This window comes from Rhizobium sp. S163, assembly GCF_030380805.1.
GTDB lineage: Bacteria > Pseudomonadota > Alphaproteobacteria > Rhizobiales > Rhizobiaceae > Rhizobium.
Genome location: NZ_JAUDSA010000007.1, coordinates 64,744 through 89,794, shown reverse-complemented (window position 1 = coordinate 89,794; position 25,051 = coordinate 64,744). Strand labels below are relative to the sequence as shown.

At 59.9% G+C, this 25,051-nt stretch carries 23 protein-coding genes and 1 pseudogene; 9 read left to right on the top strand and 15 right to left on the bottom strand.

Annotated elements, in window-relative coordinates; all coding sequences use genetic code 11:
• Positions 1–252: 252 nt before the first annotated feature.
• The 11 genes from QTL96_RS09060 to QTL96_RS09010 form a co-directional block, all read right to left on the bottom strand.
• Positions 253–525: a hypothetical protein gene (locus tag QTL96_RS09060; protein ID WP_289727502.1), complete on the bottom strand. Its 273-nt coding sequence runs from the start codon at positions 523–525 to the stop codon at positions 253–255.
• A gap of 18 nt (positions 526–543) precedes the next feature.
• The gene (locus tag QTL96_RS09055; protein WP_289727501.1) at positions 544–756 is read right to left on the bottom strand and encodes a hypothetical protein; all 213 of its coding nucleotides are present in this window, start codon (positions 754–756) and stop codon (positions 544–546) included.
• Between the two features lie 108 nt (positions 757–864).
• Positions 865–1,491 (bottom strand): HipA domain-containing protein, encoded by a 627-nt coding sequence (locus tag QTL96_RS09050; RefSeq protein WP_289727500.1) that lies wholly within the window; start codon positions 1,489–1,491, stop codon positions 865–867.
• A gap of 608 nt (positions 1,492–2,099) precedes the next feature.
• Entirely contained in the window at positions 2,100–2,669 is a 570-nt protein-coding gene (locus tag QTL96_RS09045; protein WP_289727499.1) for a type 1 glutamine amidotransferase domain-containing protein, read from the bottom strand.
• A gap of 268 nt (positions 2,670–2,937) precedes the next feature.
• Positions 2,938–3,480 (bottom strand): NUDIX hydrolase, encoded by a 543-nt coding sequence (locus QTL96_RS09040; protein WP_289727498.1) that lies wholly within the window; start codon positions 3,478–3,480, stop codon positions 2,938–2,940.
• Positions 3,481–3,622: 142 nt separating this feature from the next.
• Positions 3,623–3,817, bottom strand: a complete 195-nt coding sequence (locus QTL96_RS09035; protein ID WP_289727639.1) for a hypothetical protein — start codon at positions 3,815–3,817, stop codon at positions 3,623–3,625.
• Positions 3,818–4,007: 190 nt separating this feature from the next.
• Entirely contained in the window at positions 4,008–4,706 is a 699-nt protein-coding gene (locus QTL96_RS09030) for a hydratase (RefSeq protein WP_289727497.1), read from the bottom strand.
• Between the two features lie 271 nt (positions 4,707–4,977).
• A complete protein-coding gene (locus QTL96_RS09025; protein ID WP_289727496.1) occupies positions 4,978–6,060 on the bottom strand; it encodes an LLM class flavin-dependent oxidoreductase in 1,083 nt (360 codons plus the stop codon).
• 300 nt (positions 6,061–6,360) lie between these two features.
• Positions 6,361–7,398, bottom strand: a complete 1,038-nt coding sequence (locus tag QTL96_RS09020; RefSeq protein WP_289727495.1) for an ABC transporter substrate-binding protein — start codon at positions 7,396–7,398, stop codon at positions 6,361–6,363.
• A 10-nt stretch (positions 7,399–7,408) separates the two neighbouring features.
• Positions 7,409–8,587, bottom strand: a complete 1,179-nt coding sequence (locus QTL96_RS09015) for an LLM class flavin-dependent oxidoreductase (RefSeq protein ID WP_289727494.1) — start codon at positions 8,585–8,587, stop codon at positions 7,409–7,411.
• A 22-nt stretch (positions 8,588–8,609) separates the two neighbouring features.
• Positions 8,610–10,217, bottom strand: coding sequence for an ABC transporter substrate-binding protein (locus tag QTL96_RS09010; RefSeq protein ID WP_289727493.1), 1,608 nt, complete (start codon positions 10,215–10,217; stop codon positions 8,610–8,612).
• A 267-nt stretch (positions 10,218–10,484) separates the two neighbouring features.
• Here QTL96_RS09010 and QTL96_RS09005 point away from each other — a divergent pair, with 267 nt between their 5' ends.
• From QTL96_RS09005 to QTL96_RS08975, 7 genes and pseudogenes are all read left to right on the top strand, one after another.
• The gene (locus QTL96_RS09005) at positions 10,485–11,474 is read left to right on the top strand and encodes an ABC transporter permease (protein WP_289727492.1); all 990 of its coding nucleotides are present in this window, start codon (positions 10,485–10,487) and stop codon (positions 11,472–11,474) included.
• Positions 11,471–12,475 (top strand): ABC transporter permease, encoded by a 1,005-nt coding sequence (locus tag QTL96_RS09000; RefSeq protein ID WP_289727491.1) that lies wholly within the window; start codon positions 11,471–11,473, stop codon positions 12,473–12,475. The genes QTL96_RS09005 and QTL96_RS09000 overlap by 4 nt, the downstream gene beginning before the upstream one ends.
• The gene (locus QTL96_RS08995; protein WP_112821880.1) at positions 12,475–13,467 is read left to right on the top strand and encodes an ABC transporter ATP-binding protein; all 993 of its coding nucleotides are present in this window, start codon (positions 12,475–12,477) and stop codon (positions 13,465–13,467) included. Before QTL96_RS09000 ends, QTL96_RS08995 begins: the two co-directional genes overlap by 1 nt.
• Positions 13,448–14,383: an oligopeptide/dipeptide ABC transporter ATP-binding protein gene (locus QTL96_RS08990; protein WP_289727490.1), complete on the top strand. Its 936-nt coding sequence runs from the start codon at positions 13,448–13,450 to the stop codon at positions 14,381–14,383. The genes QTL96_RS08995 and QTL96_RS08990 overlap by 20 nt, the downstream gene beginning before the upstream one ends.
• Before the next feature lie 22 nt (positions 14,384–14,405).
• On the top strand, positions 14,406–15,464 hold the full coding sequence (locus QTL96_RS08985; RefSeq protein WP_289727489.1) for an aldo/keto reductase: 1,059 nt from the start codon (positions 14,406–14,408) through the stop codon (positions 15,462–15,464).
• Between the two features lie 69 nt (positions 15,465–15,533).
• Positions 15,534–16,791, top strand: a pseudogene (locus tag QTL96_RS08980) (acyl-CoA dehydrogenase family protein).
• Positions 16,792–17,029: 238 nt separating this feature from the next.
• Positions 17,030–18,445 (top strand): FAD/NAD(P)-binding protein, encoded by a 1,416-nt coding sequence (locus QTL96_RS08975; RefSeq protein ID WP_289727488.1) that lies wholly within the window; start codon positions 17,030–17,032, stop codon positions 18,443–18,445.
• 69 nt (positions 18,446–18,514) lie between these two features.
• On the opposite strand, the gene QTL96_RS08970 is transcribed toward QTL96_RS08975, so the two are convergent.
• Positions 18,515–20,131, bottom strand: coding sequence for an ABC transporter substrate-binding protein (locus tag QTL96_RS08970; protein ID WP_289727487.1), 1,617 nt, complete (start codon positions 20,129–20,131; stop codon positions 18,515–18,517).
• A 13-nt stretch (positions 20,132–20,144) separates the two neighbouring features.
• On the opposite strand from QTL96_RS08970, the gene QTL96_RS08965 reads away from it, so the two are divergent.
• Entirely contained in the window at positions 20,145–20,402 is a 258-nt protein-coding gene (locus QTL96_RS08965) for a hypothetical protein (RefSeq protein WP_289727486.1), read from the top strand.
• A gap of 111 nt (positions 20,403–20,513) precedes the next feature.
• Positions 20,514–21,524, top strand: coding sequence for a LysR substrate-binding domain-containing protein (locus QTL96_RS08960; protein WP_289727485.1), 1,011 nt, complete (start codon positions 20,514–20,516; stop codon positions 21,522–21,524).
• Between the two features lie 38 nt (positions 21,525–21,562).
• Here the strand turns inward: QTL96_RS08960 and QTL96_RS08955 are convergent, their stop codons facing one another.
• Genes QTL96_RS08955 through QTL96_RS08945 form a run of 3 tightly spaced genes read right to left on the bottom strand, consistent with a single transcriptional unit; the run spans position 21,563 to position 25,010 of the window.
• Positions 21,563–22,411: an NADPH-dependent oxidoreductase gene (locus tag QTL96_RS08955; RefSeq protein ID WP_112821870.1), complete on the bottom strand. Its 849-nt coding sequence runs from the start codon at positions 22,409–22,411 to the stop codon at positions 21,563–21,565.
• Positions 22,408–23,793, bottom strand: a complete 1,386-nt coding sequence (locus QTL96_RS08950; RefSeq protein ID WP_289727484.1) for an LLM class flavin-dependent oxidoreductase — start codon at positions 23,791–23,793, stop codon at positions 22,408–22,410. The genes QTL96_RS08955 and QTL96_RS08950 overlap by 4 nt, the downstream gene beginning before the upstream one ends.
• Positions 23,790–25,010, bottom strand: a complete 1,221-nt coding sequence (locus QTL96_RS08945; protein ID WP_289727483.1) for an acyl-CoA dehydrogenase family protein — start codon at positions 25,008–25,010, stop codon at positions 23,790–23,792. The genes QTL96_RS08950 and QTL96_RS08945 overlap by 4 nt, the downstream gene beginning before the upstream one ends.
• Positions 25,011–25,051: the final 41 nt, after the last annotated feature.

Below are 25,051 nucleotides of genomic sequence, written 5' to 3'. Positions count from 1 at the left end.
TCGAGCTGTGCCTGCCCAGCTGAAACAAAAGCCGCCCGTCGCTCCCATGGATCAGGCTGCTTACCTGTTCCAAGAAAGAATGGATGTGGAGAGCCGAGAGAGTTACAGGGGCTCAAGGCCCTCCACGTGCCGAGCAAGACGTTGGGAGACTATCTCGGCGGTCAACAAACCTGCACGAAGGCGATAAGTTCCGACTGCGCCGACTTTGTTCTCTCGGCGTTCGTGAACTGTCTCAAACAGCCCCAAAAAAGGTCAACTGAAATCCTGCCATCGTTGACCCGTCAGATAAAGTCTGACGCTCTCCTCCAGCTCGGCGAACACCTTGTCGTAATAAGCTGTCCACTGCGCCGGCGCGCTCTTTTGCGCCCGTATACGCTCCTGATGAGCTGCGGCCCGCTCGTAGGCTACGAAGAGAGCCTCGATCTGAGCGCCTGAAGCGTGTCGAAGCTGATCTCTCAAGGTCGGCAACCGCATCATCAGCTTCTTGCGGCCGAGCTCACGCTCGATGTTCTCTTCCCTGTCCACCGTCTGCAGTCCCGAAACCTAGAAGACTTTCAACAACACCAATCGGTTGCCAGGCAGATCTATGACGCCCTCGTCTTTGAGAGCGTACAGCGCGTCGACGATGCTGTCCTGGCTGATGCCTTGGCGGACAAGGGGTGGCCCTAGCTCGTAAAGGCTGAGCGGCACTCCTAGTTCGAGCCTCATTTCCTTCAGCAGCGTTATAAGCGCGGCTCTTGAATCGATATCGGTCATCAACGAAATCTGCTCCAGGCTTCTCAGTTTAGCAAGCCTGCCTAGATTCGGGCGATGCGTTATCGCCTCGGACCATTCAAACGGTCACTCAGGGGGCGATGTTTTGTGCTACTGTCCATGCAGCTCGTCAGCATTAAGTTTGCCGGCCAGTGTCTGTGGCAGGTATTGGTCGACCCGTCGGTACGGTGCCGCGCACATGAGATCATAAAGAGGGTCGAGCCTGGCCCAGCCGGACGCGCCAACTACAACCGAGTAGTTCTTCGCGTGCGAACCCGAATTGCAGATCAGAATATTTAAGATCACCGCATCGAGCAATAGAAGTCGTTCTGCCAGGGACATGAGACGCGCCAAGGCCTCGAACATCTGCGGCAAGGACGCGCCGCCCCGCCGACCCAGGCCGGTCTGCTCGTATTTCCCGGCCGGGAACAGGCCCAGCAGCTGGCAGAAATCCTCCTGGTGAATGCGCCGGATGATGTCTTGCCCATCGGCGACCCTGTCATAACGGATGACAAGGACGTAGTCCCGCTTTCCCGCCCGGCCGATCGCAACCTCGGCGGCGTCGAGACAGAGCCTTGCGAGGATCATCCAGAAGGTTTCGTTGGTAACGCTCCCCGCAAGGCGCTTAATGTCGCGTTTCAGGATGTGGGTCGAGGGGGTGCCGTCCAGCGGGATGCCGATCCGTCCGTCCGGGCCGCTATAGACAGGCAGCTTGTCCTGGACGCCCGCAAGCGACATCGAGACGCCGCGTTCGCCGACAGGAGGGGACGCTCCAACAGTGTGTCGATGATGCGCTCAAGCGCCCCCTCGTCATCGACGATGCGGAAATTATTTCCCTCCCGTCGCGGCTCGCCGATCGGGAAGGCGCCCGCGGTGTCGTGCCGACACGCATCAGCAGACCGAGGATGTCCTGGGGCGAGACCTTCAGCTGCTGGTCCATCTTCGAGAGGTGGGTTTCCGGCAAGAGGTTTGCGATCCATGCCATGACCTAGGGCCGTGGCTTCCAGCACCCAGGCTCATGGTGAGCGAATTCGGATAGATAGGCGGAGGCGCGCTGCTCCGATGCGGCGTCATAGGTGAGCGACAGGCCATCCTGATTCGCCAGGTTGGGCAACGGGCAGGCCTCGTAATAAATCGTCGTCACGGCGGCTCCTAATCGGGAAAAGCGTGGCAGGTAGCCGAGATCGTCGTCGACCGCAGGGGCGGGCGAGGGCCTGGCGGATCTCAGGTCACCGAGCGATACCCACTGTACGGGCGGCAATCAGCGATTAAGACTTCCCGAACACTAAGGTGACCGGTAAATTCCAAAGCGATGAGATGCCGGGCTGACCCGGCACCTCTAGAATTTAGGCACTACGGGCCTGTTCAGGATGTTTGCCTTCAGCGAATTCCTCGACGATCTTCGCGCAGAAGGCAGGCAGATCGTCCGGCTTGCGGCTTGTTACTAGCCCCTTATCCGTTACAACTTCCTGGTCCACCCAGGTACCACCAGCGTTCTCGATATCCTTTCGGATCGAGGAGTATGAGGTGATGGTCCGACCCTTGAGAACATCGGCCTCGACCAGTAGCCAAGGGCCGTGGCAGATCACCCCGACAGGTTTCGCTTCTTCGAAAAAAGATTTTACGAAGGCGACAATCTCGGGGTTCGAGCGAAGTTTGTCGGCACCAACAGTGCCGCCCGGGATGACGAGGCCATCAAAATCAGACGCGGAGACCTCGGTGACCGCCTTGTCGACATTATAGCTGCTGCCAGGGTCTAGGTCGCCGTTGTTGGTTCTCGCTTCGCCAGTCTCGATACCAACGACAGTGACGGTTGCGCCCGCCGCCTCGACGGCTTCCTTCGGCTTCTTGAATTCCGGATCCTCGGTTCCCCGTGGTGCGATGAGAACGGCGATCTTTTTCCCTGCGAGGGTCATGGGAGTATTCCTTGCGATTGAGGTTTCGACAGAAGTGTCGGATGACAAACCTCTGAGCGTACTCGAGGTTCCCGTCCGTAAAGGAGCAAATTGGGCTCTGATGCGGATCGGTTTCGAGGCCTGCTTCTTTCGCAAGTGAGATTTGAGAACCTGTCACCTTGAAATCGATCCCTGGGAAATTGGAACTCGAGTTGAGTTCGTTCTCCAGATCTCAGCAAACTGCCGCAGCAGGCCCGTTGACGCGAATGCGAGCGGACACCGCTCACCTTCAAGGTAAGATGCCCTTGCGCTTTCCCTTCCGCTTTCCCTTCGGTTTGAAATCAACGAGCAACGATTTCAGCTCCAACTCGCGCACGCGCCGCGCAGCTTCGTCCGGCTCGACCCAGGCAAGTCGACGTTGGCCCTTCTCCTTGAACGTCTCGTTCTGGACGGTGACCTCGATCTGAAAAAGATCCACGATTGTTGGAACGACATCACCGTCATCGAGGAACTTGAGGTAAGTGTAGCGTCCGACTGCCGTTTTATGCACGGCACCCCGGACCCCGGCTTCCTCCCAGGCCTCGATCGCGGCCGCCTCGTGGGGCTTTTTCTTCTTCATTGGCCAGCCTTTGGGCACAACCCACCGACCGGTGTCTCGAGACGAGATGACGAGCACCTCGATCTTCGACGTGTCACCCACGTAGCGAAAGCAGACGGCACCATATTGCTGCCGGAACGCACCGGTGAACAGTTTTTCCGGCTCGTCGGCAAGTTGCGCCAACAGCGATCGGCGCTTCCTTGGGATATCAGTGCTCTGCTTCTTACCTGGCATATGGACCATCCGTGAACCGCCACACGCTAGCGGCCCCAGAAGGTGATACATAGGTCAGACCCACGGACCTTCATGCGCAATGGGCGCAATCCACAGGATTGAAATCAATCATGATCGCGAGACGTGCAGTATCTTGTGCTGCTTACGCTTTGCGATAGACGAGGTCAGGTGCAACGATCCACTCACCTTGCCGCAATGCAGTCACGTCGAGACGCCCCCGCGGGTCGCGCCTTGCAACGCCAGCGAAATGGTAACGCCGGCCACGGCGGTCGATAACGGCCTCACGGACCGCGCGCTCGCCCAGTCTGGCGACAATCGGCCCGCTGTGATCTGCCACGTCAAGCAAGAAGTACTCGTGCGGAATGCTTCGGCTGACCATCACGATTGAGCCTCGTTGCCGGTTTCAACCGGTCGAACTGCGGCTTCTGCTGACGTGTTCTGCTTGTTCTTCACGATCGGTGGCTTCTTTCTGTCTTCCATGAGAGTTGGCTTGTGTCGCGGCATCGTTTGATGCCTGTTGGAACTGGTTATCTGAAAACGCAGTCGACTTGACCGAGTGGACCGAAATCCGCGGCGACGTGTTGTCCGGGCAAGACCTGCAGGATGGTGGTACATGAGCCTGTCGTAACGACGTCGTTTGGCTCCAGTCGACGCCCTTTCGCGGCGAGTTGGCGGGCGAGCCAGACAATGGCATTGACTGGATCGTTCATAATTGACGAGGCCTTGCCAGAGACGACGGTCTCCTTGAACAGAAACGTTGTCACCTCGAGGCAGGCCAGTTCAGCAAGCGATGCTGTCGGCACGTGATCGCCGCACAACGTGGCGACATGAAGTCCAAAGTCGGCGATGGCAGCATTGTTGCCCGCAAACGAGCTTCGAGTTCTTCGTCCCAACAGGCCAATTGCCGGGCGGCAGGACAGAATAGCCGTGCGCGCACTGTCAAGATCGACATCCTCATCGAGATCAGGATACGATCGCAGCATCGTGAAGACGAACTCACATTGCACACCAATCGTGCCAGGCGGTAGCCGGAAGTCCCTCGTGTTGGAGAAAAAGCTCGAGGCTGGGATTTCGGAATAAACGGGTGACGTCAGGCAAAGCGTTCTCTGTGACGCTTCATTCGCGCCGACAATCGCATATCCCTTTCTGTCGAACCCCAGCGCGTCCTGTGCTGCTGCCTGGATGTCATACGCCTCGTCTTCCGAAGCAATCAATTGCAGCGGCAAGTCACAGAGCGCATCGTGACGTCTGCTTTGCGCGAGAATCTCAGCGGTCGCGCGTCCTTCAGCTCGAAATACATCTTCGTCTCCGGTTCGAAGTTTCGACACCGGCGAAGATGGACATCAGCGCGTCAACGATCCATTCGCCGTGCCACGCAATTGTATAAAAATCTCATAGGGAGGCGGGTCCATTTGGCCCAGGTGATCGGTATCAACGTGCCTCCGATCGGGCTTGCCAACGTGGGTTCGAACGACAGTCCGAGCGTCTAAGTGATCACTATCTAGGGAGCTGGTTGCGCAGGAGCGGTAGCAATTGGTTGCCCTGGCGTGAGATCTCCGTGAGGTAGGGCGTGTCAGAGAGCACGAAATGAGTGATTCCCAGCTCCTGGTACCTGCGCAACGACCGTGCAACGTCGTCAGCTGAACCAACAAGCCACGTCGTGCCGGCGCCGCCACCGCCATATCTGCCGGGCGCGGTGTAAAGGTTGTCGTCGAGAACGTCGCCGGATCGATGCAGGTCGAGCAACCGCTGCTGGCCAACGGCAACTGACCTACGGTGATCGTTCCAGCCGGAGCCCTTGCCTTTGGCCATTTCGGCGACTTTCTTTTCGGCGTCGACCCAGGCCTGCTCGGTCGTTTCGCGAACGAGCGTGGTGATACGCAGACCAAACTCGAGAGGTGGCAAATCCCGGTCAAGCTCCTGGCTAAGTGCCTTAAGGCGCGCGATGCGCTCACGGATGCCATCGAGGGGTTCACCCCAGAAAAGCTGGACGTCCGCCTCCGTGGCCGCGACCCGCTCGGCCGCCTCGGACGCACCACCAAAGTAAAGCTTCGGATGACGACGATCGCCTCGTGCCTGGATCCGAGGCATGACGGTCGAGCCCGTGACACCGAAATGCTCGCCATCATGACTGACATTCTCTTCGGTCCAGAGCCTGCGGACCAATCGCATGAACTCCCGGGTGCGCCCGTAGCGATGCGCCTGGTCGCCCTCCTGGTCTCCGTATGCGGAAAGATTGTCCAAGCCGGAGACGATGTTGACGCGAACGCGACCACCGGTCAGATGGTCTAGCGTGGCCGCGGCCGAGGCGAAGTTTGCTGGTCGCCAGTAACCAGGGCGGATTGCAATCAGCGGCTCGAACGTCGTCGTGCTTGCCGCAAGCGCGGTTGCGACAGTGAAGGTATCGGGTCGGCCCCATCCCGTTCCGATGAGCGCACCCTTCCAGCCATTGTCCTCGAGTGCGCGCGCCTGCGCCGTCAGCGTTGCCAGGCTGTTATGATTTTCGTCGACGGTATCGCCGCGGTGACCCGCCTTCGTGTCATTGGGAATGTACCAAAGATATTCGCTGTCGTTGCTCATGCTTGTCCTTAGCCTGTAAAACGAACCGTAAAATCTGCGGGCATCGTCATGTTATTGCTGTGCGAGACGAATGAAGGCGTCGCGAGCAGATCGCCCGAACCATTGTGTTTTTGAGCGTTTGTGAAGAGCCCGTGATCGCATCGCAAGGAGAACGCTCACGTGCATAGTCGCAGTCGAGGCTGCGGTTTGCGGGCAGCTCAAGTGCGGCATCAACGATGAAATGGCCGAACAACACGGCTTGCGTTGCATCATGGTGGGCGGATCGACCCTTTCATCAACCATCGTCCCCTGGTCTCCCGTTCAGGCCACGGCTTGCCGGTTAAAGGCGTCGATGTGACGACGATCGGCCCAGTCGCCGATGTCGAAATCGGCAGCGAGGAAGCCGAAGTCGTGCAGAAAATCCTTGTAGTGGCCGACCGCAGCCACCAGTTCGGGCTCAAGTCCAAGCCCGAGGTGCTTGTGGACATCGGGGCCATTGGCGGCGAGCACCTGTTCTTCCGTGGCGCCCGCCTCGCGTGCAACGAAACGTCTCGTTTCATCGGGGTGTGCTTCGGCCCAGGCGCTCGCTTTGAAGACCGAACCGAGCAGGCGTGCGACGAGATCCGGCCTCTCGTCTGCCAGACGCTCATCCACTGTCAACACGCGCGGCGAACCGGAATTGATGCGGATCTTCGCATCAGGATGGAAGCCGAATTCAACAACCTGGATGGCGCCGATGAGATTGGCGACATTGATCCCCGCCGTGCCCTTCACATAGATTGCATCGACATCGCCGCGGATGAGGGCGGCGACTTCCTCGCCATAGGCCTGCCGACGCTTCAGCCCGAAAAGCGATGGGCCTTCCTGCGTCGACAGAATGGACTGCGAAAGAGCAATGTCGACCGTCTCGACGTCGTCGAGCACCAACCCTTCGAGCGACAGGGCAGAAACCAGCCCCTTCAGCGCCGTGGCCCGCATGAAGTCAACAATGCCTTCGGGGCGGCGTGCGATACCGAAACGTCGACCTTTCAGGTCTTTTGTGGTCCGGATGCCGGTCTGAGGCAGAGTAATGATCGCCTGGAACTCGTCGGTCCAGGTGATGCCGATAAGCCGCGTCTTGCGGCCTTCAGAGCGCGCGCGGATCGGCGGCACATTGCCACCATGGCGAAACGACCAGTCGAGCGTGTGATCGAAATGGCTTTGGCGAATGTTGCGGTCAGGTGAATCGATGATCGATTTCAGTGTCACGCCATCCTTGCGGAACCCTTCGTCGAGATAGCCGAGCTGTGCAGCCAGACCTACCGGTGTTGGAACAGGGCAGCGGGTGTACCAGACTTCGGAAATGCTATTGCCTGTCATGGCATTCCTCCTAATGGCGCAGGCCAGCTTGCTTCATCAGCGGCAGGACGTCGGAGCCGAAGAACTCGAGATCGTCGCGGAAGTCGAAGAAGCTGAGCTGCAGGCCATCGACGCCGGCCTCCTTCAGCTTGACGAACTGATCGACAACCTGCTCGGGCGAGCCGATCACTCGAATATTGCCGCCGATCGCACGGTAAGGATCCTGCGGGTCGCGTCCCTTCCAGGCATGCGCGTCGGAGTTCAGCGACTGGAAGCCTTGCGGCGAGCGCTGGTCGGCATGCGCGACGATACGGTCGGCTAGCTCAAAGGCTTCCTTTTCGGTCGGCCGGCAGATCACCATTGGATTGAGCAGCGTACGCACACTGCGCCCGACGCCGACTGCCGCATCCTTGACGCGCTTGGTATGTGCGGGCAGGGATTGCAGCGCACTATCGATATCGGCACCGGTCGGACTGGTGATGAAGACGATATCCGAGTAGCGGCCCGCAAAAGCAATGCCTGCATCCGAACCCGTGGCATTGACGAGAATCGGGCGCCCGAAATTGGGCTTCGGCGTGACGAAGCCACCGCCAAGCTTCCAGCTGCTCTCGCCTTCGAACGAGAAATTCTCGCCGTCGCTCCACAGCCGCTGCACCACCTCAAGGAATTCGGCCGCCAGCTCATAGCGCCTGTCGTGCTCGATACGCGGCCAGCCGAACATCTCGTGCTCGACTGCCCGGTGACCGGTAACCACGTTGATGCCCCAACGTCCCCCGGTAATGTGGTCGAGCGTTGCCCCGAACTTGGCCAAATGCAGCGGATGCCACGGCCCGTAAAGCACGTGCATGGTCGAGATCAGCATGATCTTCTTCGTGAGACCCGCCAAGGCTGCCGTCGAGACGAAGCTGTCAAGCGCCTGACCGTCGAACACGCCGCCATAGCCGCCTTTCGGCAGCCATTGCGACAGGGCAAAGACAAGATCGAAGCCGAGATCCTCAGCCCTGAGCGTCAGCGCCTTGTTGTAATCGAAGCGCCAGTCAGTCGTTCGTTCGAGCGTGGATTGCGTCCAGCCGCCCGCCTGGATTGGCAAGAACAGGCCAAGAAGCACAGGCTGCTTGAGCGCCTGCGACAAGGGACTATCGGGGAAATCGGTCGGGGCCGCGAATTTCGGCAGGCCGACGATCGAGCCGGGAGGATGTTGAATGGACATGATTGTGCTCCCTTGTTCTGGCTCAGGACGCTGCAACAAAAGCATAGGCGAGGCTGCCTGCGATGCCTTCAGCGCCGAGCGTGTGATCTGAGATCCGCTTGTTGTAAATGGTCAGTTCCGGCTGGCTGACGATGTCGATCGCCGGGATGTCCTCGACAAGGATCTCCTGGATCTGCCGCCACTGCCCGACGCGCTTTGCGGGATCGACCTCAATCGCAGCTGCCTCAAGCAGCTCATCGACCTTGGGGTTGCTGTAGGCAGCACCGTTCGAAAAGGGAACGCCCGGTTTAAAGTTCTTGCTCCAGTACAGGCGCTGCACGCCGACGGTCGGGTCGAAGAGGTTGCTCATGCCCTCGAAGGCGAAGTCAAAATCGCGATCGGTATAGATGCGCTTGGTGTAGGTCGCGAAATCCTGGCTGCGAACGGTCGCGTCGATGCCGACTTTTGCCAAGGCTTGGCGGATGTATTCCGAGCCCCGTGGGTAGCTCTCCCCGCTAGGCACGTAATCCAGATTGATGCGGGCGCGCACCCCGTCGGCACCACGCGGGTAACCAGCTTCATCGAGGAGCTTTTCGGCAGCGGAAAGATCGATCGGATATGTCTTGAGATCCGCCACGTACCATTTGGTCAGGTTGGGATTGATTGGCCCGGGGATGGCAGCACCATAGCCATAGTTGATTGTATTCAAAATAACGTTGCGGTCGATCACATGAGCAAAGGCGCGACGCACCCTAACATCCTTGAAGAAGGGACGCTCGAGGTTGAACTCGATGCGGCTGACACCGTTTTGATACTGGTAGCCACGGGTCTCGAAGGCGAGCGCTTCAACGGCCTGCAGGCGTTCCAGATCGCTAAGCGGGACGGGCGTGGAGGGCGCGAGATCGATCTCGCCGGTCTCGATTGCGATCGAGCGCGCAGCGGCGTCAGGGATGAAGCGGATGATCAGCTGATCAAGATACGGACGGGGCTGGTCCCAGTAATCCGGGTTGCGCTCGTAGACGATATGGCTGCCACGCACCCACTCCTTGAACCTGAAGGGGCCGGTTCCGACCGGCGCCAGATTGGTCGGGTTTTCAGCGACTTTCGTACCTTCATAGATATGGCGCGGCACGATTGGTGTTTCTGAGGCGCCAAGTGCTGCAATCAGATAGGGCGCCGGCTTTGAGAGCTTGAGGATGGCCGTGTGCGCGTCCGGTGTTTCGATGTCGACGAGATTGAGAAACGTGTTGCGGCCGCGCGGATGCACTTCCTTCAGCGCTTTGATCGAGAAGGCAACGTCGGCGGATGTGAATGGCTGTCCATCATGCCATTTGACGCCATCGCGCAGCTTGAATGTATAGGTCAGTCCGTCCGGGCTGACTGTCCACTCCTTGGCCAGCAACGGCTGAGGATTGAGATCGAAGTCATAAGTCAGCAGTCCCTCGGTCGTTTTGGGCGAGACATAGACCGCATTATAGGCCGTGTGAGCGATCGTCGTTAATACGGGCGGCTCTGCGGCAAGCAGAAGCGTTGCCGTGCCACCGCGTGTTGGGGTGCTTGCCGATGCGGAAAGTCGTGTCGTTGCTGCGACACCGAGTGCGGCCGAAGCCATGAGGAAACTGCGGCGTGTGGGTGCGGAAATCGATGACATCATGTTCTCCCTCCTGATCAAGGGCGATACCGCCCGGTCGTCCTATTGCGTAGATCGATCCCGCTTTAGAGAATTTTGCCTTTTCCTGGCGGCCAGGCGGGATGAAATCCTATTTATCGATGAAGTACAGCAATCCATTCCAAAAGTATCCATTATGAACGCCACCATTGGAATTTTTTACCAATATCGATTTGACAAAACCCACAGATTTAGTCAACTACTAAGCGGCGCAACGAGGCGAAATCTTTAAAAGATTGCGAGGAGAGTATGTCGGCTTACAGGCGGATCGCTCGGACGATCTTAAGGACGATCATTCAGGCTGTGCCTACGATGCTTGGGATCGTCATCCTCAATTTCTTTCTGCTGAAACTCGCACCCGGTGATGCAGCCGATGTGATGGCAGCCGAATCCGGCTCGGCCACGGTTGAGACCATGGCTGCGCTGCGCGAACGCTTCGGGCTCGACAATCCGATCCTGGTGCAGCTCGCCAACTACCTCAACAATCTGGCCCATTTCAGCCTCGGCTTTTCGCCGCGCTATGGCATGTCGGTCGCCGATCTGATCGGCCAGCGGCTGCCGGGAACGCTGGTTCTCATGCTGGCGGCATTGACGATTGCGATTGTGGTCGGTCTCATCCTCGGCTCGCTGATGGCCGCCTTCTCGGGCCGCCTGCCAGATCGGATCATCTCCGTGATCTCGCTGCTCTTCTATTCCATCCCCGGCTTCTGGATCGGACTGATGCTGATCCTTCTGTTTTCGGTCAAGCTTGGCTGGCTGCCAAGCGGAGGTGACAGCACGATCGGCTCACGGCTCACGGGATTTGCAGCGCTTGTCGACAGGGCGCGCTACATGGTGCTGCCGGCAACCTCGCTCGCGCTATTTTACCTTGCGATCTATGCCCGGTTGACGCGCGCATCGATGCTGGAGGTCAAGTCGCAGGATTTCGTGCGCACTGCACGCGCAAAGGGTGTTTCGCGGTTCACCTTGACCACACGCCATGTGCTTCGCAACGCGCTTATCCCGATCACCACCATGGCCGGCATGCACTTCGGCGGAACGCTGGGTGGCGCGGTCGTGGTCGAGACCGTCTATAGCTGGCCGGGCCTCGGCCGCCTTGCCTTCGAAGCCGTCATGGCGCGCGATTTCAGCGTGCTGCTCGGCATCCTTCTGCTTTCATCCCTCCTTGTGATCATAGCCAACGCGGCTGTCGATCTCCTGCAGGCCTGGATCGATCCCCGAATTGGAGCAAGCCGATGAACAGTCACAAGTCCGCAACACTTGCCAGCCGGGCGATCGACTTTGCGCGGGATGACAATTCCGAGGCGGTCCAAACCACCGCTCAGCCCGGCAGGCAACCGCGCTGGACCCATATCCATGCGCCGGACGTCCGGGCCTCTGTCTCAGGCGTTGCCTGGCGCGGCGTTAGCCGTGAATTGAAGATCTTCCTGGCTAACTACAACGCGCTGTTCGGCGCTGCGATCCTGTTACTGGTCGCCCTTTCGGCGATATTTGCACCGCTTGTCTTTCCAGGCGATCCCCTCGAAATGGTGGCGCGTCCCTTCCTTTGGCCCGGCCAGAACCCGGCCTATCCACTCGGGACCGATTCCATGGGCCGCGACGTCCTGGCCGGCATCGTGCATGGCGCTCGAATTTCGCTGACGGTCGGACTTGCGGCGACCATTCTTGGATTGACCGTGGGGATCGTGATCGGTGCGGTTGCCGGTTATTTCGGCGGCCTGATCGACGACGTCCTCGTCAAGTTCATCGAGATATTCCAGACCATACCGAGCTTCGTTTTCCTCGTCGTCCTCGTTGCGATTGCCCAGCCGACGACAGGAACCGTAACCATTGCCATCGCGATTGTCTCCTGGCCGACAGTGGCGCGCCTGACGCGCGCCGAATTCCGGGCCATTCGGGAAAAGGACTATGTGCTGGCGGCCCGCAGTCTTGGTTTTGGGCATACCCGCATCATTTTCCGCGAGATCCTTCCCAATGCGTTGCCGCCCCTGATCGTTACCTCGTCGGTCATGGTGGCAAGTGCGATCCTGATGGAATCGGCCCTGTCCTTCATGGGCCTTGGCGATCCCAACCGGGTTTCCTGGGGATCGATGATCGGCGCGGGCCGCGATGTTATCCGCACTGCCTGGTACCTGACCGCCCTGCCGGGACTTGCAATCGTCTTCACCGTGCTTTCGCTCAACCTGATCGGCGATGGCCTCAACGATTGCCTCAACCCGCGCTTTTCGGAGGATCGCTGATGTCGAGGCTTCTGGAAGTTTCCGACTTTTCAGTGCGCTTTGCCACAGCCGAACCCGTCAAGGGCGTGAGTTTTTCGGCCGATCCGGGTGAGATGCTGGCCATTGTCGGGGAATCGGGTTCCGGCAAATCGCTGACCGCACTCGGCCTGATGGGTCTCTTGCCGCGACACGCCAAGACCGGTGGACAGATCCGCTTCGATGGGCGCGACCTTGTCGGCCTTCGCGAAAAAGAGCTGCGCCACATCCGCGGCCGTGACATCGCAATGATCTTTCAAGAGCCGATGACATCCCTCAATCCGGTCCTGACGATTGGCGAGCAGATCGTCGAGGTGCTTCGTATCCACGAGGATCTCAGCCGGCGTCAGGCACGCGAACGCGCCATTGCTCTACTCGACCTCGTCAGCATTCCCGAAGCGCGCCGGCGCATCGACGAATATCCGCACCAGCTTTCCGGCGGCATGCGCCAGCGCGTGATGATCGCCATCGCGGTCGCCTGCAACCCGAAGCTGCTCATCGCCGACGAAGCGACGACCGCACTCGACGTGACGATCCAGGCGCAGGTGCTTCAGCTTCTGGACAATCTTCGCGCCCAGCTGAACATGGCTGTCATCCTCATCACACACGATCTCGGCATTGTCGCACAGTGGGCCGATCGCGTCGTCGTCATGTATGCCGGACGCAAGATCGAAGAGGGGCTCCCAGGCGAGGTGTTTGAAAAACCCTATCATCCCTACACCAACGGCCTGCTGTCGGCATCGCCGCGGCTGAAGGCAAACTACCACTACCGCGACGGTCCACTCCAGGAGATCCCGGGCTCGATCGTCTCGGCTGCCGGTGAAAAAGGCTGTTCGTTCCGCCCGCGCTGTCCGCTCGCCCGGCCCGCCTGTGGCTCGGTGGTGCCACACCTCGTCACGCTGCCGGCCGGCCGGCAGGTGGCATGCCCCTATGTTCCAGCGATTGCGGAGAAGGCCCATGTCGCTTCTGTCGGTTGATCGGCTCGCAACCCATTATAAAGGCTCCACAGGCACGGTACGCGCCGTCGACGGCGTGTCGCTCGAAATCACTGAGGGCGAAACCGTAGCACTGGTCGGTGAATCAGGCTGCGGCAAGTCCACGCTTGGCAAGTCGCTGGTGCGGCTCGTCGATCCGTCGTCGGGAAAGATCGCCTTCAAGGGAAGGGACGTAACCGCCATGGACGGGCGCGAACTGCAGTCGGTTCGCCGCAGCATCCAGATGATCTTTCAAGATCCATTCGCCTCTCTCAATCCGCGGCAAACGATCCGAACCATCCTGACGGCGCCACTTGCAGTCCACGGGATCGGCGAGCGCAAGCAACGCGAAGCAATCGCCGCCCAGATGGTGACCCATGTCGGCCTGCCGGAAGATTCGCTTGATCGCTACCCGCACGAGTTCTCCGGTGGCCAGCGACAGCGCATCGGCATCGCAAGAGCGCTGATCCTGCAGCCGGAACTGGTCATCTGCGACGAGCCCGTCTCGGCGCTCGATCTCTCTATCCAAGCACAGATCCTTAACCTCCTTGTCGAGATGAAGTCGGAGCTGTCGCTCTCCTATCTCTTCATCTCGCACGATCTCTCGGTCGTGCGCTATTTCGCAGATCGCGTGCTTGTCATGTACCTTGGCCGCATCGTCGAAAGTGCACCGACTAGCGCGCTTTGGACCGGCGCCAGGCATCCCTATACCCAGGCGCTGCTCGCCGCTGTACCCGACCCGTCGCGCCGCAAGCAGGCCGCACCGATCACCGGTGATCTGCCAAGCCCGCACAATCCTCCCGCCGGCTGCCGTTTCCATACGCGCTGTCCGCTCGCCACCGACATCTGCCGGGTCGAGGACCCGGCGTTTCGCCAGTTCGGCACCGGCCATGCGGCTGCCTGCCACCACGCCCAGTAAGCCCAGTAACAAGGAGAAGACAATGGTCGATTATCGCTATCTCGGGCGCAGCGCCCTCAAGGTATCACCGCTCAGCCTCGGAACGATGATGTTCGGCGGGCCTACACCCGACGACGTCGCATTCCGCATCATCGACAAGGCCCGCGAGCAGGGCATCAATTTCATCGACACGGCCGACGTCTATCACGACGGCAAGTCGGAAGAGGTGGTCGGCAAGGGCATCAAGGCCCATCGCGATCACTGGGTTCTGGCAACGAAGTTCGTCAATTCGCACAAGAAGGGCCCGAACCTCGGCGGACATTCGCGCAAGTGGGTGATCGAGACCGTGGAAAACTCGCTTCGCCGCCTCAACACCGATTATATCGACATCCTCTATTTCCACCGCGCTGTCTTCGATGCGCCGCTCGAAGAACCGGTGCGCGCCATCGCCGACCTCATCCGAGCCGGCAAGCTGCGCTACTTCGGTGTCTCCAACTTCCGCGGATGGCGCATTGCCGAGATCGCACATCTGGCCGATGAACTCGGGATCGATCGTCCGGTGGCAAGCCAGCCGCTTTACAACATCGTCAACCGGACCGCCGAAGCCGAGCAACTGCCGGCCGCCCATCACTATGGCCTCGGCGTCGTCTCCTACTCACCGCTCGCCCGTGGTGTGCTAACGGGCAAATACGAGCCGGGCAAGGAACCGGCCTCCGATACCCGCGCCGGTCGCGGCGACAAGCGTATTCTGGAGACAGAATGGCGCCCTGAATCGATCGCGATCGCCAGCGAGATTGCTGCGCACGCCGCCCGCAAGGGCATCTCTCCAACCGAATTCGCACTTGCCTGGGTATTGAACAATAAGCTGATCTCTGCCGCGATCACAGGTCCGCGCACTGAGGAGCATTGGGACAGCTATATCCGCGCGCTCGATGTCAAGCTCGATGCGGAGGACGAGGCGCTGGTCGACCGGTTGGTCGCAACAGGTCACCCATCGACGGCAGGCTTCAATGACCCCAGCCACCCGGTCGAAGGCCGCGTGCCGTACAGCGACCGGACAGGTACCGACAATGTCGTGCCGTTGGCACGCGCCGTAGCCTGATCAAAACATCAGGGGACCTGTCGTTGCGGCAGGTCCCCTGCCTCTCTTGTCGACCGAGAAGGGTCTTGCATGCCAAACACTGCACCGTCCTCACTGTCTGCCACGCCAGCCACGCCCGCCACGGGGCAGGAAGGCGGTGACTTGTCGGCGCTGCTTGCGAAACTCCCGGCACTGACGGCAGAAGTCGCAAAGGAGGCGGCCAGGCGTGATCTGGACAGGGAACTTCCCTTCGAAGCCTTTCGGCTATTCAAGGAAAGCGGCCTTGGCGCGTTGCGCATCCCCGTCGCACTAGGCGGTCCCGGCGGTTCGGTCAGCGACTTAATCGAGATGATCATGGCGATCGGGGCGGCCGATACCAATGTCGCGCATGCGCTTCGCAGCCACTTCAACTTCACCGAGACGCTTATCCTGACGCCCAATACGGCCATCGATCGCACCCAGCTGGGACGGGTCCTGTCTGGCAAGCTTTTTGGCGGTGCCCACACCGAACCAAGGCACCACGCGTCCAGGCGAGGTGACGACGCGGCTGACAAAATCGGGCGATCACTATCGTCTCAACGGACGCAAATGGTACGCAACAGGCACTGCATTTTGCGACTTTGCCTCGTTCAGCGCGAAGAATGACGAGGGCGATCTCGTGAGCGTCTTGCTCCCGGTCGATCGCCCCGGCATCAACGTTCTCGACGACTGGGACGGCATGGGCCAACGGTTGACCGCAAGTGGCGGGGTCCTGCTCGATGATGTCGAGGTCTTGCCGCACGAGATATCCACGAGAGGGCTGAACTCGCTGGTCGGCCGACATGCCTCGACCCTGCGGCAGCTACATCTGGCCGCATCGATGGCCGGCGCCGTGCGCGGTGCGCTCGCCGAAGGAACGCAATACGTGCGCAGGCAGGCCCGCTCGGCCGCCCATAGCGCAGCCGAAACCGCCAATGCCGACCCCTTCGTACAAAAGATCCTGGGAGAAATCGCCGCTGGCTCATTTGCCGTCGACACGCTCATCCTTGAGAGTGCACGCGCACTCGATAGGACAGCTGTGTCCTTTGGCGCGGGCAACTCCCAGGCGCTCGAAGCCGCACTGATCGACAGCGCTTTGACGACGGCGCGCACGCAGATCATTGCCTCGCAGATTGCGCTTACCGCCGCCACCAACGTCTTCGAACTCGGCGGCGGGTCAGCGACCTCCCGGCACCTCAATCTGGACCGCCACTGGCGTAACATCCGCACGGTCCTCAACCACAATCCGCTGCTGCACAAGGCCCGCGTGGTCGGCGATTTCTTTATCAACGGCACGACAACGCATCTCGAGGAAGGCAAGGTATTCTGAGGACATCCTCCAGATGCGTCCGAAGACCAGATACGTCCGAAGAATTGTGCCGGCCCGCAAACAAAGGGCGTGTTGGCCGCTATGAAGCCGGCCTGCGACGCCTTCAACTTCCCCTGATCAGAAAGGCCGCACATCGGTGCGGTCCCGCAGGTGGCACTTAGGTGCGGTCCCCAGGTGGCACTTAGGTGCGGTCTCAAGAGAAATTTGCCCCATCGACGGCGATGGGAAAGGAGGTTCATTGCGTATCGATCGTATAGCTCATCAATCCGTCGTTCTTGTCGGCGGCGGCTTTGCCGGTGCGGTAACGGCACTCAAACTGCTCGAGCGGACCGAAGTGCCGCTCAAGATCACCATCATCGAGCCGCGTGAAGAACTCGGCCGGGGCGTGGCCTACAGCACGGCAGAGCCTGTCCACCTCGTCAATGGACCGTCAGGTATCTTCTCGCTTCATCCTGACGAACCTGATCATTTGTCGCGATGGCTGGTCGAAAACGGGCCGGCTCACGGCTGGACACCGCCGGATGACGTGGGTTCGAGCAGTCCGCCGCGCTACCTATATGGAACTTATGTTCGCGACGAACTGGCGCGTGCTGCCAAGACTGCACGGCTTGGCTCGACGCTGCGCCATGTCAGGTCGTCTGCAACTGCGCTCGTGGCAACGCCCAACCGCATCCAGATCACGACTTCTGCCGGCCTTGTCGTCGAGGCGGACGAGGCCGTCCTGGCGCTGGGTGTCTTCCAGCCCCGGCTGTCGCCAACCGAGGCCCGGCTTGCCGGTCATTCCCGTTTTGCAGCCAATCCCTGGGACGCACATGCGCTCGATCGCCTGGTCGACAGCAGCGAAATCCTGCTGATCGGTTCCAGCCTTTCGATGGTCGACGCCGTCGCCAGCATGGAGGCGAGGGGCTACCGCGGGCGCTACCGAGTGGTATCACGCCGTGGTCAGTTCGTAGAAGGACGAAGGACCGTCGAGGCAGCGCGCGATTTCCTGGCCGATGGCGGGCTGCCGTTGAGCGCACGCGAACTGCTGTCGCGCGTCAAGGCCGAACGCCGGGCGATATCGGCTGCCGGCGCAGACTGGCAGGGGCTACCACTTGCAATCCGTCCTCATATTCTGTCGCTATGGCAGGGCGCCAGCGATCACGAGAGGCTGCGATTTACCCGGCATCTAAGAGCCTTCTGGGATGTGACGGCGCATCGATCCGCACCGGAAAGCCACCAGATCGTCGAACGCGTGATAGCGGAGCGACGACTGCAGCACGGCCGCGCCCGTATCCTCGGTTTCTCCACCAAGAAAGACGCGATCAGCGTAAAATTGAAGGTCGGCATGGATGTCGAGAGCGTCTCGTTCGACGGCGTGATCGATTGCCGCGGCCATCAGTTGCACGACTGGTCGCAGATCTCCGACCCCTTTGTGAAGCACCTCATCGCAAGTGGCGAGGTCCGTCCTCATAGCACGGGTTACGGCATCGATGCGACGCCTGCAGGAGATCTTATCAACGAGGACGGCCTTGTTCACCGCAATCTCAGCGCCATCGGCCATCCGTTGCGTGGTGTTGCGTGGGAATCGAGCTCCATCACCGAGCAACGCGCCCAGGCGATTGCGCTTGCCGATCGCATCCTTGCGAAATTCACGCCAGTCCGTGTCGCCTGATCCTGCAGCTGAAACGGAAAAGGGGCGCCCGACGGCGCCCCTTTGCCATTCAGAACTTATAGAAGCTGCTCAGCCTTCACCGTCTTTGATATAAACATCGGCAAAGTTGGACTGGACACCCTCGGCCCCGATCGTGTGATCCTTGACCCGCTTGTTGAACACCGTGACGTTTTCAAGCGCAATCAGGTTTACCACCGGCACCTCGTCGGCGACGATCTTCTGGAAGGCAAAGAACTGCTCCTTGCGCTTGGCGTCGTCGATCTCGATCGATGCGGCCTCCAGTAGCTTGTCCACCTGCGGATTGGCGTAGTGGCTGGCGTTCGAAAAAGGCAGGCCGAGCTTGAAGTTCTTCGACCAGTAGATGCGCTGCACGCCAAGCGTCGGGTCGAACTGGTTGCCCAGATACTCTGCCGTCACGTCGAAGGCGCGGTCGGTGTAGACCTTCTTGATGTAGGTCGAAAAGTCGTAGCTTTCGATTGTGGCGTTGATACCGATGCGCGTCAGGTTCTGCTTCAGATATTCGGCGACCCGCTTGAAACCCTCATTGTAGGAATTGTGGGTGAGCCGCAGGTTGAAGCGCACGCCATCTGCTCCGCGCTTGTATCCGGCTTCGTCGAGCAGCGCTTCGGCAGCCTTCAGATCAAACGCGTAGGGCTTGATCGATTTGTCGAGATAGCGCGGCAGGAAGGTACTGATCGGGGTCGGCGATACGTGGCCATAACCATACCAGACTGTATTCAAGATGACGTCGAGGTCGATTGCGTGAGCAATCGCGCGACGAACCGCAACGTTCTTCAGATACTCGTTGTCGAGATTGAAGATCAACTGCGTCTGGTCGCCCTTGGTCTCGTAGCCGCGTGAATCAACGCCGATATTGGGAAGCGCCTTGACGCGCTCCAGATCACTCAACGGGATCGGATTGTCTCCACCGATATCGAATTCGCCCGTCTCGAAACCTGCCGCACGCGCTGCACCGTCAGGTACGAAGCGCACGATGATCTGGTCGAGATAGGGCTTGCCGCCATCCCAGTAATCGGGATTGCGCTCAAGGATGATATGCGATCCACGCACCCACTCCTTGAAGACAAAGGGACCGGTACCGATCGGTGCGCTGCCGTTGGCATTGGTCGGGACGTCTGCAATCGCAACGCCATCATAGACATGCTTCGGCACGATTGGTGATTCCGCGCCATATAGCGCACTGAGAAGATAAGGGGCCGGTTTGGAAAGCCGGATCACGGCAGTTAGCGGATCGGGTGTCTCGATCTTGGTGACATTGGCAAATGTGCCGCGACCGCGCGGGTGAACCTGCTTCAAGAGCTCGATCGAAAAGGCGACGTCATCCGAAGTAAAGGGTCTACCGTCATGCCACTTCACATTGGCTCGAAGCTTGAAAGTATAAGTCAGGCCGTCGTCGCTGATCGACCATTCCGTCGCCAGCTGCGGCTTCGGCGTCAGGTCGAAATCGTAGGTCAGCAGACCTTCGGTGATCTTCGGACTGATCTTTTGCGTGCCGCCAGCCGTGTGGGCGAGCGTCAGGATCGTCGGCGGCTCTGGCTCGACGATGAAATTCAAGGTGCCACCCTTTGCAGGTGCCCCGGTGTCGGCGAAGGCCCTGAGCGGCAGGAGCGAGATGAGCCCCGTGGCGGCGAGAAGCGTGTTGAGTTGGCGTCTGCTGATATTCATGAATACCCCCTAAATGGCGATTGACGCCTCTGTCGAAGCGTCGTCACCTGTGATCATCGGGCAGAGCAGTTCAAAACCGGAAGAATGTTTTTCTAGCCATCCTCGAAAGGAAATCTTCGCGTCCGGGGTTCTCAACCGTTCCTCGTTGAAACCATCGTTGAAGGCGTCGATGAGGATGCCGGAAAGCGTATCGGCGAAAGCGCCAACTATTGCGCCTTCAGTGGCGGCAGATCTTTACTCTACTAAAAATATAGACAATTTCAGAAAATGAGTTTTTGCATCTCCGATTGCCGCTCGTCGCGCAAGAAAATGTTCCCCCGGGCCCGTTCACACGAAAAGGCGGCTCTCGTCTTCATGGGCGCGTTTGTGGTGCAATCGTCTCATGAGCACGTTTGCCGACACCCGTAGAAAAGCAATTCAGCCGACACTTGCGCGGCTACCTCCGCTGACGTCATTGCGGGCGTTTGTCGCCACCGCAAGGCACCTGAATTTCGTTCGCGCTGCCGAAGAACTGCATGTCACCTCGGCAGCGGTTGGCCAACAGATCCGTCTGCTGGAGGACTACCTCGGCCAGCCGCTTTTTAATCGGGTGCGTGGACAGTTGCACCTGACACCAGCAGGGCTCGCTCTCATGCCCGGATTAACCGGCGCTTTCGACGCGGTCCTCGCCGCCATGGCCCAGTTCGTGGAGAGTTCGGATGACCAGCCGATCCGCGTTTCGGTCGCCCCATCCTTTGCCAGCAAGTGGCTGATCCCGCGTCTTGATGCGCTGCGGCGCGCTGCTCCGGGGCTGCAGATCCTGGTCGATGCATCGACCCAGCTGATAAACCTCGAGGCCGGCGACGCAGACTGCGTCATTCGCTACGGCAGCGGACCTTACCCCGGGCTCGTCGTCGATCATCTTTTTTCAGAAGCCGTGCTGCCGCTCTGCAGTGCAGAATTTGCCGATACGAACAGATTATGGGGCAATCCAGAGGCAGTCGAAGGCGTTGCGCTTTTGCATGAGGAAGGCGCTGAGCATGATCATTCCTGTCCGGACTGGGCCGGATGGCTGCGCGCGGCCGGGCTAAGCCATCCTCAGTCCCAAGGCGGGTTCCGGCTCAACCAGTCGTCTCTGGTGCTTGATGCAGCGTTGGCCGGGCAGGGGCTCGGGCTCGGCAAGATCAGGCTGGCGGAGGCAGATATTCGCGCCGGACGGCTGGTCAGCCCTTTCGGCGTGCCGCAGGCCGTCAGCTCCTCTTACTTCTTCGCAACCACGGCGCATTCGGCACGCTCGATGCGCGTCGATCTCTTCCGCCAGTGGCTGCTTGCTGAAGCCCGTGCGCTTCAGACAATGGATGAGATTACTGCGCGGCGCATCCGACCCGCTGCTGATATGATGGCGGCAGAATAACTCGATCGTTGAAGGCTTGGCCCTGGCAGATTGCCACGCTATCGCAGTGCAAAGCCCAGCCTTCGTGCAACCGCTGCCAGGACATGCCTGCCCTTCAGCGCCTCTACCGTGCCGATGCGGTTGCGAACCTGATCCGTCCAGTCGATCGACGGCATGGCCTGTTCTGCCTGAAAGCGTCTCAGTACCTCGTTGTAGTGCGCAAGATCTTTCCTGCGTGTCTCATCCGAATAACGTTCGCGGTGCAGGATCGTCGACTGCGGCAGGCGTGGCTTTACGTCTGCTGGCCGTGCGGGATCAGGAAAGCCGACAGTCAGGCCGAAGACCGGAAAGACGCCTTCGGGCAGGCCGAGCTCGCGGGCGACCGTCTCTGGATCGTTACGGATAGCACCGATATAGCAGGTACCAAGCCCAAGCGCTTCAAGAGCAACGACAGCACTTTGGGCCGCAAGCGCTGCATCGATCACTCCAAGCAGAAAACTTTCTGTGTAATCGAGACCTTCTGACGCCGAGCCACCTTGCGTTGCGATCGCACGGGGCCGGGCGAGATCGGCGAGCCAGACGAGGAAGAGAGGTGCCTCGGCAATCTGGCGCTGTTGTCCTGCAACGGCGTTCAGCCTGTTCTTGCGATCCTTGTCCTCTACGACAACGACGCTCCATGCCTGGAGGTTGGACGAACTGGCAGCCGACTGAGCGGCGGCAACGGCGAGCTCGACCGCGCCTTGCGGAACAGGGGTCGGCAGATAGCTGCGCACGCTGCGGTGAGCAAGAAGCGTGTCGACGGTCTCGTTCCATACACTACCGATCTGCTGTGTCTGCCGGTAGCGCTGGAAAGAAAGTGCCTCAAGGCGATCAAGGTCGGTTGACCTGGTTGCAAGGGTTGGCGTCATCGGACTATCCTTTCCTTCTCGTCATTGCGCAGCACTGGCGTTAGGGGCAGCACTGGCGTAGGGGCAGCACTGGCGTAGGGATTGTGTGGGCGCGACAGGCCAAGGTGTTCGCGCAGCGTGCGGCCGGTATATTCGCGCCTGAAAAGGCCGCGCCGGCGCAGGATTGGCACCACCTCGTCGATGAAAACCTCGAGCCCGTGCGGCAGCACGTCAGGCATCAGATTGAAACCATCCGCCGCTCCTGCGCTGAACCAGGTCTCGATGTCATCGGCAATGGCGGCAGGTGTGCCGACGATCGTGCGATGTCCGGTTCCGCCATTAAGCGCCCGGATAAGACCGCGAACGGTCAGTCCCTTGCGCTGCGCCAGCGAAAGCGTTGCACGAAAGAACGTATGCCCGCCATCGGCAGGCAGCGCGATATCATCGGGCAACGGCTTTTCGAGGTCGAGCCGCTTTTGATCGACCTGCAGAACCCCGGCCAGTCGTGCAAGGCTGTATTCCAAAGGAATCAATTCCTGCAGCTCTTCCTGCCTGCGCCTGGCTTCGGCCTCGGTGCTGCCGATGATGGTAGCAAGGCCGGCAAGGACCAGTATCGCATCGTCGGACCGACCGTAACGAACGGCACGACGGCGCAGGTCCCTTGCGTAACTTAAAGCCTCGTCGAAGGATTGTGAGGCGGAAAAAACCGCCTCGGCGTGCGCTGCGGCAAGGTCGCGTCCGTCGTCCGATCCGCCCGCCTGCACTAAAACCGGATGTCCCTGCGGTGGGCGCGGAATATTGTGCGGCCCGTGCACCGAAAAGTGCCGGCCCGTGTGAGCAATCGGGTGGACACGGTCGGTATCGACAAAACGACCCGTTGCGACGTCGCCGACGAACGCCTCTTCTTCAAAACTGTCCCAGAGCGCCTTCACGACAGCTGTAAATTCGCCCGCTCTCTCATAGCGACTTTGATGCGCAACAGGCTTTTCAAGGCCGAAGTTTCTGCTTTGCGCCAGGTCTGCGCTGGTCACAATGTTCCACCCCGCACGCCCGCCGCTGGCATGATCAAGCGTCGCAAAGCGCCTGGCGATGTTATAGGGCTCGTTATAGGTCGTGGATGCCGTGCCGATCAGTCCTATCCTGTCGGTATTGGCAGCTATCAGGGCAAGCACGATGGTCGGCTCCAACGACGTCAGTGGCCGGAAGTCGATGCGGTCGGAAATGGCTGCCTGGTCAGCCAGGAAAACGGCATCGAACGTGCCTTGTTCGGCGATCTTTGCCACCTTGATGTAGTGATTGATGTCGAAGGAAGCACGCGGATCGCTGCCTTCCATCCGCCAGGCCGCCGGTGAAAAGCCGGAGTGCAGGATGTTGACGTTGAGATGCAACTGTCGCCGGCTCATTGGAAGACACCCGGCTCAGGATAATCTCCGGTGAGGAACCATGAACCGACATTGCGCGTCTTGTACTCGGCTGGATTGTGAAGCGTGTGAATGCGAACGTTTCGCCAGAAGCGATCGAAACCATAAGCCCGTACCGCCGAGCGTGCTCCCATCACCTCGAATATCTCGCTGGTCACCTCAAGTGCGACCTTGCCGGCCAGAACATTGGCCGAGGCGACGGCAATTGCAGTTTCACCGCGCTCTTCGACGGTCAGTGCCCGCCCTCGGGCGTAGGCGGCGTCGATGGCCGCGGCCGCACGATCGGCAAGCGCTGTTGCGGCCTGCACCTTCACCCACAGCTCGCCATATTGCCGCTTGATCCACGGATCGTCTAAATGGCGATCGACACCGGAGTAGATCCAGGGGCGCGATTTCGTGATCGTATAGTCGCGTGCCGCAATAAGAGCACCCTGCGCGGTGCCGATGAAGACATTGAGGAGGACGCTCTGCTGTTGCTGAGGCGCCAGAAGCGAGATGGCATCCTTCGGCCGTTCCGGCAGGATTTCGTCATCCGTGATCGAGACATCCTTGTAAAGGACACGGCCACTGCCGGTCTGGCGCTGGCCGATCCCGTCCCAGTCGTCGGCGATCGTGATACCTGACCGGTCTGCCGGGATATAGGCGAAGCTGCGGGCATTGGTTTCTTCGTCTTCCCACGCAACCATCAGATAGTCGGCAACGTGAGAGCCGGAAGCAAAGGGACGATAGCCGTTCAAAACCGCGCCACCTTCGACCTTTCGCCCGAAAAGGCTTTTAGAGAAGCTGTTCGTGGTGTTTCCCCAGAACCACCGGCCCTTGGCAGAGCGTCGCAAAATCGCGGCCAGGCGTTCGTCGCCAATGTTTGTCAATGCATTCTGGATCGGGCTGAAGTGATAGCCGAAAAGGTGACCGAGCGAGCCGTCGACCTTGGAGAATTCGCGCACGATGCGCAGCGCCGTCGAGTAGGGTTGTCCCTCGCCACCGAGTTCTTTCGGAATGAGAAGGTTGACGAGACCGCTCTCCTTGATGAGCCGCACCTGCTCGCCGGGACGCCCGCCACGCTGATCCCGCTCAACGGCATCCGTTGCAAAGATATCGCGCAGTTTAGCGGCCCTTGCCAGATAGGGATCGGATCGGTCCGGTTCGAAAGGCACGGGCGGCAATAAAGCAGGCTCAAAACCTGCGGGCTTTACGGTCATCGTCGTTCCTTCGTCCAGTCGTCAGGTGCCAGTCATCGGCT